Source organism: Flavobacterium sp., from assembly GCF_027484945.1.
Classification (GTDB): domain Bacteria; phylum Bacteroidota; class Bacteroidia; order Flavobacteriales; family Flavobacteriaceae; genus Flavobacterium.
This window is the reverse complement of record NZ_JAIXRZ010000024.1, coordinates 24,505-35,008: the sequence shown is the minus strand read 5'-3', so window position 1 is coordinate 35,008 and position 10,504 is coordinate 24,505. Positions and strand designations below refer to the sequence as shown.

At 38.8% G+C, this 10,504-nt stretch carries 4 protein-coding genes; 2 read left to right on the top strand and 2 right to left on the bottom strand.

The features are described from left to right. The coding region (locus Q0039_RS03680) for a choice-of-anchor L domain-containing protein (protein ID WP_297509240.1) at positions 1-4,259 on the bottom strand (4,259 nt) is incomplete at its 3' end. 129 nt (positions 4,260-4,388) lie between these two features. Here Q0039_RS03680 and Q0039_RS03675 point away from each other — a divergent pair. Then, on the top strand, positions 4,389-5,282 hold the full coding sequence (locus Q0039_RS03675) for a NifU N-terminal domain-containing protein (protein ID WP_297509237.1): 894 nt from the start codon (positions 4,389-4,391) through the stop codon (positions 5,280-5,282). 11 nt (positions 5,283-5,293) lie between these two features. Next, positions 5,294-7,060, top strand: a complete 1,767-nt coding sequence (locus Q0039_RS03670) for a DUF885 family protein (protein ID WP_297509233.1) — start codon at positions 5,294-5,296, stop codon at positions 7,058-7,060. 129 nt (positions 7,061-7,189) lie between these two features. Here the strand turns inward: Q0039_RS03670 and Q0039_RS03665 are convergent, their stop codons facing one another. Continuing rightward, a complete protein-coding gene (locus tag Q0039_RS03665; protein WP_297509230.1) occupies positions 7,190-10,498 on the bottom strand; it encodes a T9SS type A sorting domain-containing protein in 3,309 nt (1,102 codons plus the stop codon). Positions 10,499-10,504: the final 6 nt, after the last annotated feature.

Sequence of the window (10,504 nt, the reverse complement as noted above, 5' to 3'; positions counted from 1 at the left end):
TCATTATTACAGAAAGGAACATTGGAAGCAATAGGATTAGAACTGGTTTGCGCATCGGTTAAGGTCAAATGGAACGAAACCTGAACGCTAGGATCGGTTGTAATCTCCGGAATCTTTGTTCCCAAAACAAACGTACACGCAACACCATCGTTGTTGTCGTCACAAACAACATACGGTGTGGGGGATGTGGCTGGGGGAGCAGTGATTGGATTCACAGTCGCAGTACTTGAGTCAGATAAACATGGAGCAGCACCTGCTACTGTATAGGTAAAAGTACTTAATGTAGCGGTAAAATCGGGTACAAAAGTACCTGCACTCGAATTAAATACACCACCCGTTCCCGATGTTCTTATCCAAGTACCACCAGCTTGTTCGCCAGAAATCAATGAAGTTAATACTATTGGCGTAGTATTTTGGCACAGCGTAATTGAACCGTCTAGTCCCGCATCGGGTGCTGGAAAAATTGACACCGTAGCTAAACTTGAATCAGGCACACATGGAGTTGAACCTGAAAGCGTATAGGTAAAGGTACTTGTTGTTGCTCCAATTGAAGGAGTATAAGTGCCATTTATTGCATCAAAAACACCGCCAACTCCTGATGTTCTCGACCATGTACCACCGGATTGCTCACCCGTTATTAAATTGAATAAATTAATTGTCGTAGTACTGGTTTCACAAACATTAATACTACCATCATTTCCAGCAGTGGGTTGGATTGTTACATTAACAGTAGCCAAACTACTATCTGCAACACAAGGCGCTACTCCTGTTATCGTATAGGTAAATGTACTCAATACCGTATTCAAACTCGGTGTAAAAGTCCCGAGAACTGCATTAAAAACACCACCTGTTCCGGAAGTTCTTACCCAAGAACCACCCGCTTGCTCTCCTGTGATTAAACTGAATAAATCAATTGTATTAGCATCCGTATTACAAATCGTAATTGCTCCATCAAAACCAGCTGAAGGTTGAGGCTGAATGGTTATCACTACTTCACTAGTATCATCTGCACAAGGCGAAGTGCCTGGAACTGTATACGTAAACACACTATTTGTAGCACCGACTGCAGGCAAAAAGGTACCAGCTAAAGCATTAAACACCCCTCCTGTTCCAGAAGTTCTAACCCAAGTCCCTCCAATTTGTTCACCGGTTATTAAACTATTCAAATCGACAGGTGTTCCACTAGTCTCGCAAACTGTGGTAGCACCATCAACACCTGCATTAGCTTGAGGAACAATATTAATTGATGCTACACTGCTTGAATTAACACATGGTGCTGTACCAGAAACTGTGTAGGTAAATGAACTTGAAGTAGCTCCAACAGTTAGATTAAACGTTCCTGCAGCAGCATTAAAAATACCTCCTGTACCTGTAGTACGCACCCACGTTCCTCCCGCCTGTTGACCAGAGATTATTGTATTTAAATTGATGGTGACTGGATTATTACTACAAATGGAAAAACTTCCGCTATTGCCCGCATTAGGTTGAGGTAAAATGGAAATAGTAGCTGTACTAGAATCACCCAAACATGGAGGTGTAGCAGTAAGCGTATAGGTAAATGTACTCGAAGTAGCACCAACAGCAGGTGTAAATGTACCCGCAATAGCATCAAATACTCCACCTGTTCCAGTATTACGTGACCAAGTACCTCCCAATTGTTCGCCCGAAATTAAACTAAACAAGTCAATAGCCGTTGAACTAGATTCACATACGGTAGTGCTGCCACTAATTCCCGCATCTGAATTTTGATTGACTGTAATTGAAGCAATACTGCTATCATTTGGACATGGTGAAGTGCCATTTACTGTGTACGTAAATGTACTATTAGTAGCTCCAAGTGCAGGTGCAAACGTACCCGCTGCCGCATTAAAAGTTCCACCTGTTCCCGAGGTTCTTACCCATGTTCCTCCCGTTTGTTCACCCGTGATAACCGTAAATAAATCAATTGGAGTTGGATCAAATTCACAAGCTGTAAATACACCGTCAAGACCAGCATTTGCAGCGGGAACTATGGTAACTGTTGCAATACTACTATCTGAAGAACAAGGAGCTATTCCGGCAACAGTATAGGTAAACGTAGATGAAGTTGCTCCCAGAGCAGGTGTAAAAGTACCTGCAACTGCATTCAATGTTCCGCCCGAACCTGTAGTTTGAACCCATGTACCGCCAGGCTGTTCATTTGTAATTAAACCAAATAAATCGATGGCAGTAGTACTTGTTTCACAAGCAGTTGTACCCCCATCGAGACCCGCATCGGCAGGAGCTATTATCGTAATGCTAGCAACACTACTATCGTTAGGACAAGGTGCAGTTCCAGCAATGGTATACGTAAAGGTACTCGATACTGCGTTTACTGATGGTGTAAATGTTCCAGCGCCAGCATTAAAAATACCTCCAGAACCCGAAGTTCTCACCCATATCCCTCCTGTTTGCTGACCCGAAATTACGGTGGCTAAATTAATAGGTGTGGCATCATTTTGGCAAGCAGCATATGTCCCATCATTTCCTGCAAAAGCAGCATTATTTACAACCACTTCAATTTCTTGAAACGGACGACAATTAGGATCCGTAGGAGTTGGATTTAAAATTGCATAAACATAATACGTCCCAGCAGCATTAGGTAATGATCCTGAATTTCCAAGGATACCTGCATCAAATGAGGCATTCCCAGCACTTGGGGTAACCGAAGCTAATGGAGTACCACCAGAATACATTGCACTACCAGATTGAGGCGATGTAAAATAAACAAATTGAATTGCATTGGTTCCTGTTGCACTTGTACTTACAGAAAATACTGAAGGATCTGCGCCTTGACATAGTGTTTGATCGGGTGATGAAGTGCTAATCGTTTGGCAACTAACTGAAGTTAAATTCAATGTAAATTGTTGCACAAGAATACATCCATTCCCTCCCGTTTCCAAAGCAACAACATAAATTGTTTGACCATTGGCAAGGGCTGTATATGCTGTGGTGTTGGTTATCGGATTGGCAATATTTTGAGCATCTGCTAACGTTAAGTGATACGATATTTCATAGTCAAATGGATCCAATCCATTTAAAACTACCGCTGTATTTTGATCGAGGTTAAATACTGGATTGGAGGCCGGTTGGAATAAATTATTTGGATTTCCAACAGGCATTGGAGGGTAATATTCAACTGGAAATGGACAACTGCTTTGGGTAGTCCCGTTGGGTAACGTAATTGTCACCGAATAATTACCTGGTTGCGAAATTACATACGTATTGTTATTGGAATTCGGAATAGGAGCTCCGTTGAAAAACCACTGATAACTAGCGCCTGGCGTAGGAGTTGATTGCGCAAAAACAGGGCGCGTTGCACCATGACAGATTGCTGTTTGATCTGCAATTAAGTAACCATCCAAACCAAACCCTCCCGTTTGCAAAGGAAAGTTAAAACTACCGGCTCCCAAAAACACAGCCGAGTCATACGAATCATCATTTCTATCGGCAATCACCAATTTAATATGATAGGTATTATTGGGAACAACCGCTGAAGAAGCCGTCATTCGAACCGTATTCCCGTTAAAATTTGTTGGCGCAGCTAATGAAGCCGCATTACCAATATTACCGTTTGTATAATTTCCAAAATAGGCTTGATTTTGTGAATTACACCCAGCATTATTTGCATTATTTCGTATAGTAGTTACCGAAATCGGAATAGTTGTATTGGGAACTAAAGCTAAATTAGTCGTAGGGGTACCCGCTGTGGTATTTGTCAAGAAAAATGCAAAAGCATCCGAATAATCACATTGAAAAGTCCCATATTCTTCTGAGGCAAAAACGAAATCAAAACTCATCGAAGTGGTTAAAGGCACAAAATCAAATTCAAGTATTGTTGCATTATTGTAATCAATAAGTAATGGATCAATTCCCAAACCATCTATGTAATTAAACAACTCATTATCCCCAGGCCAGTTCCCGTTACTCTGAATATTTTGATTTGGACCGGCAGCAGCTAAAGCACGTCCAGTACTTAAAATTACCCCTGAAGATAATGGAAAATTGGCATTTGTATTGGTGAAATAACCAATTCCGTTTTCAGATCCAAAATTTGTCCCTGTACTCCACGTAATATTAGAAATCGACCCTGTACAAGAGTTACTTGAAACTCCAGGAGGTAAATTGAATAATTTTTCACGTACCAATTGAGGTACATTGAACGTAGTGACATCTACATTTATCGCTTGGGAAAAACCAAATTGACATGCTAGTAAAATGAATAGTATTTTTCCTTTCATTTGCTCTTAAATTTGAAGTGCAATCCTTAAAGGATAACGTCTATAGTGTTAAATAATTATTTAAAACTTCAAATATAGTATTTCTCCCAAAATATCTTTGTTAAATTTGCAGAAATTACCCTTAAAACTATGAAAATTTCAATAAAAGAAACCCAAAATCCAACGATACTAAAATTCGAATTTCCAGAGTTTATTACGAAAGGAAGAAATTACGAATACAAAAATATCGACGAAACTAAAAATTCGCCTCTTGCACAAAAGTTATTTTACCTTCCTTTTGTCAAAACGGTCTATATCTCAGGTAATTTTATTGCTATTGAACGCTTTAGCATTGTAGAATGGTCAGATGTTCAAGAAGAAGTTGCTGCACAAATTGAAGCTTTTGTCAACGACGGTGGTACAATTGTGATTGAAGACACTACATCAAAAAAAATCCCCATTTCTGTCTATGGCGAAACCACACCCAATCCAGCGACGTTGAAATTTGTTATTAATCGCAAAATCACTTCGCATGCGATTGAATGTAAAAGCATCGATGATTGTCAAGCCTCACCCTTGGCGAAAGCACTTTTCCAATTTCCTTTTATAAAAGAACTATTTATCGATGAAAATTATATTTCTATTACCAAATATGAAGTCGCTTCTTGGGACGAAATTACGCTTGAAATGCGAACATTCATTAAAGAATACATTGAAAACGGTGGTGTGGTTGTAGATGAAACGTTAGTACAAAGCATACCTCAACAAGAGAAACAACAAATCAAAAATTTTGACAAACTCGATACCACCTCGCAACAAATCATTAATATTCTGGAAGAATATGTAAAGCCAGCCGTTGCTGCAGATGGGGGCAATATACTGTTTGATTCATTTGATGAATCTACCAAACGGGTAAAAGTGGTTTTACAAGGGTCATGCAACGGTTGTCCATCTTCGACCTTTACGTTGAAAAATGGAATTGAAAATATGCTCAAAGACATGTTAAACGACCAAGATATTATCGTCGAGGCTTTGAATTCTTAATCATAAAAAAAATGAAAAAAACACACTATTTATTAGCAATAACAACTTTTCTTGTTTTGTTTACTAGCTGCGGATCAAAACAATCAGAAGTTGATTTTACCCAAATAACCAAAGATTATTTCGATGGCAAAAATCGATTAAATCCTTTAGAAGCAACAGTAAATGGCGAATCGCAATTTAATGATCAATTGCAATTTGAAATGACGGATAGTTACCGTAATGAACAAAAAGTGTTTTTTGAAAACACAGAAAAAGCATTAAAAAAAGTAAATTACGAAGAATTAACATCTGAAGAGAAAATTAGTTACGACATAATAAAATGGGAAGTGCAGGTAGGTAAAGAAATGCTCCAACACCCGAGCAATCTGATTCCGCTAAATCAATTTTCGGGAACACATCTTACCATGGGACAATATGCAGGTGCAGAAAGTGCGCAACCCTTTAAAAACGAAAAGGATTACCGCAATTTTCTGAAACGTATGGACCTATTCGCACAATGGATGGATTCTGCTCAAGTTTATATGAAAAAAGGAATGGCAAAAAATTATGTTTTGCCCAAGGCACTCGCAGAAAAATTACTTCCTCAATTTGAGGAAATGGTTACCGACCAACCCGAAAAGCATTTATTCTACTCGGCTATTACAAAATTTCCAAAGTCAATTGACCGGGTTACACAAGACCAATTAGCTCAAGAATACAAGCAATCTATTCAAAAGCGCTTGGTGCCCTCGTATGAACGTATGGTTACTTTTTTAATAAACGACTATTTACCAATAGCACGAAAAACCAGTGGAATTGGCAGTTTGTCGGGAGGTAATGCATGGTATACTTCATTAGCAAAGCAATGGACAACGACCACTAAAAGTCCGAACGAAATTCATGAACTCGGGTTGAAAGAAGTTGCGCGTATCAAAATGGAAATGGAAAAAGTGAAAACTCAGGTTGGGTTCCAGGGGAGTATCATAGCATTTTTTGATTTTGTTCGCAATAAAAAAGAACTTATGCCTTTTAAAACTCCGGAAGAGGTAATCGCTAATTTTGAAAAAATTCATACGACCATCAAACCCAATGTAGACAAACTCTTTGCATTGCAACCCAAAACGCCATTTCGTATAAAGCGTACCGAAGCTTTTCGCGAAAAAACAGCAAGTGCTGAATATGTTCAAGGAGCAGCCGATGGATCGCGCCCGGGCACTTTTTATGTGCCGATTCCTGATATTGCAAAATACAATTATTATGGAGACGAAGATCTATTTTTGCATGAAGCAATTCCGGGGCATCATTTTCAAATTTCTTTACAACAAGAAAACAAAGCTTTACCCGATTTCCGAAAATTCAATTGGTTTGGCGCTTATGGTGAAGGGTGGGCTCTATATACCGAAAGCTTAGGTACCGAACTGGGATTGTATAAAGACCCGTTTCAATATTTTGGAATGTTAAGCAATGAAATGCACCGGGCAATTCGCTTGGTTGTAGATACTGGAATACATACCAAAGGCTGGACACGCGAACAAGCCATTCAGTTTTCACTTGAAAACGAAGCCGAAAGTGAAGCTAGTATTATTGCCGAAATTGAACGCTACATGGCAATTCCAGGTCAAGCCTTATCCTACAAAATTGGTCAATTAAAAATACGTGAGTTACGCGATAACGCACAAAAAAAGCTAGGAAAAGACTTTGATATCAAGCAATTTCATCAAATTGTATTGGAGTCGGGTGTAATGCCATTGGCTTTGTTGGAACAAAAAGTAAACCAATGGATTACTCGTTCAAAGTAATCTTTTAGCATTCTATTCGCTTTCGAAATTCATTCTCGTAATCAACTTTACCCTTAAAGGCTTTTAACCCTTTTTGGTGGAGGGTACAATTTTAAATAAATAATGGCTGTGATTCCACAGCCATTATTTTTAGTTCTTAACGAGTTTATAGTCGAATTTCTTTTGATCAGCAGTAGTAATCCGTAGCATATAGAGCCCACTTTCTAGTTTACTCACGTCTATGTGATCATGCGTAGTCCCCGACAGGGTTTGTTCTGTTACTAAAGCACCTAATTGGGAGAAAATTTCAAGCTTTAAACCTCCACTAGGTAACGCTCCAAAATCAAGTGTAATGCTAGAACTCGTAGGATTTGGATAAATCGTTACCCTATTTGAATCAAATTCAGTTGTAGCAAGCGGAGCTACGAATAGGGTTTCAAATGTATTGGTAATAATAGGAGGGTTAAAATCAAAATAAATAGAGGCTGTGTTTGGAATTAAATCCCCAATCGCAAATCCTGGACGAGGTTTTACTTTGAACACAATAAATCCTTTCCCTATTAATGTATTTGCTACAGAAACCGGTAAGTCTATCAAAGGGAAATTAAATGTAAGTTGCGACCCGATTCGATCTAAATTATACGAATGACTCGACGCTACTACAGCTACCGTAGTTTCGTCCAACTGCGCGTCCAATTCATCGGTTATGCGAACATTAATCGCGCTTGCCGTTCCTGTATTTTCAAAACGAATCGTATAATATAAATAATCATCAGTGGTAAACTGCTCATGTACAATTTCTCTACCATGAGCTTCCATTTTATCATTGGGATCGTAAGCATTGACAACCAATTCACTCAAACTAAAATCGTTGTTGGTTGGAACTGAATCGCCATTTAAAGGCGTTATAGCAGCAGTAGATACCAAAACATCTCCCGAATTTACCAGTGGCACTGCTGGAACTTGAAGCGTGATATCAAAATAACGCGTTTCAAAAGGAGCCAAATTAGCAAACCCATAAGTCAAACCATTGGTAGTAGCTGTAGCACCAGAAGGCAAACCTACAAGAGTTAAACGAGAATCCTTTGTATAATTTACAGCTCCAGTAGTAATTAATTGATTGCCTAAATTTTTATAATATACCCGTTGTGTATGAAGAAATCCTGGTCGTGGCGAACTCATACTAACTAGGTAAACAGACAAATCATTGTAAGCCTGAGCAACCGTTATTGGAAAATAATAATTTTGAATACCACTTCCGGGTGTTATGGATAAATTAGACAGCGTAGCCGGATTTACTGCATACATGCTAGCATAATTGGACTGAATAGTAAAACCTACATCATAGGTATTTGCTGCGTTTAAATCATATATTGAAAGAGATCCAAAGGGATTGGAATAATTATGAATTACACCATCATTATTTAGCTCAAAGGTATAACCCCCAAGAGGAAACGGCGCTTCTCCAGTATCCATAGTTCCATTTGAATTGCTGTCCAAAAAAGCTTGAAATTGCATTCCACTACAATCAATTACCGCCTGACTACCCATATTACTTATACGAATATATCCTGGTGAATTACTAAAATTAGTTACCATCACTAAATAATATTTTCCCGCCTGCGCATAAAAGGATGGATATTCAATAGTAGCAGCTGAATAACTACAGCTCACAATTGTATTTGGAGTAGTTTGCATGCAAGCCGATAAAGGATCGGTAAATGGGCCATAAATTGCATAATCTACATCCAACTGCGGTCCAAAGAAACTTACATCCATATTTTGTTCTATTCGCAAATTTAAAACACCCGCTTGGCTAACGGGCATATAAAACCAAGTAGGGTTAGGTGTTGTGTTTAAACATCCTGAAGGACCAGTTGATGCGATATTTACTGTATTGGCAAAAGGAATACCTAGATTTCCGCATAACGAATTTGCTCCTTGACAGGTTGAAGCCGTGTTGCAATTACCAAAGGTTCGAATACTAAAAATATGTATCGTATCACAGGCATTAGGGATTATTTCTCGGATGTAAATCGGAATTGAATTGCCTTGCACATTGACAGTAAATGCCGATGGAGAAGCAATTGGATTCTGTTGACTCTCAGCCGCAGGAGTTGATAAATAATATTCAAAGGTGTTTGTAGAATTCAGTTGAGCGGACAATGTGGTTAAATTGAATACAATTACTCCATTATTGTCTTGATCACATTGCGAATACTCTTGGTTAGGGGTTGTATTGTATCGATACGATTCTACATAAAAAAACACTACAGATGTAAAATAGCTTCCGTCATTTCGAGCTACTCGTGCATATACCATATTTGATCCTACCCCAGTGCAAAAATTAGTATCGATTGGATTTACACCCACTTGTGCTTCATTGGGACTTAAATGGTAGGTAATGGTATGCTGATTCGGATCATGAGTTCCCAATAAAGGCGCATTATTTGTTGTCAAATCAAAACACGCTAAGTTGGTTCCATCTACACAGGCTTGAAAAGAAAGCGGTTGACCATATTGAGGACCGCAGGCAGTAGTAGTAAAATTGATTGGGCCCGACCAAGTACTCGAATCGTAAGGATTGTTGGCACAAATTGTTTTTGCATATACTTCATAACTTGTTCCACATTGAAGTCCGGTCAAATAATAAATAGCCGTTGAAGCAGAAACAAAAACTCCTTGATTGGGAGGTGGTCCACCAACGGGTTGAACAGCAAGCTCCCATCCTACAATCGGATTAGAAGCAACTGTATTCAAATTTATCTCTGCTCCATTTTGAGTAATCGAACCTGTAGAAACATTGGGTAAAGGACAGGTGCTGCACATAACATACACCAATTGAATCGAACCTACATTAAAACAACCGGTAGTCAAATTAACAATTCGATAATATACCGGTAAAAGCGTAGGTGTTGCAACCAAACTCATATAACAACTCGGATTGACTAATGGATTTGAACCGGCATACGCGTCGGCTTGCATTTGAAAATACTGAATAGCCAAATCAGGATTACCTCCTGTAATTGAGTTGTTTATAGATGTTAAATCAAAGCAAGGTGCACCAGGGGTATTTGAACAAGCCGTCACGGTAACCGTGGGAGCGTTGGGTTGTTGATTTAATCCCAATTCCAAAATTGTTACTCCAAAATTATTGGGGTTTGCATTTTCGGTTACCCGTGGATAAACTACCAGGTTCCAAGCCGAATTTGTATAAAGCAAGGGTAGTGGAAATGATCCCGTATTTGCATCGATTGAACTTATATGATAGGAAACCGTGTAATTATTTGGTGATAAATTTCCAAGAATTTCTGCATTTTTAAGACTTAAATCATAGGTTTCCACTCCATCATTTGCCATGTCGCAAAGAAAATAAGGCGTGGGTGAATTTACCGGCACTTGTGCACTTACACTACCATTAAAAATCACTAAAAGTAAAAATAGTATACTAGTTCTCATCAGCGC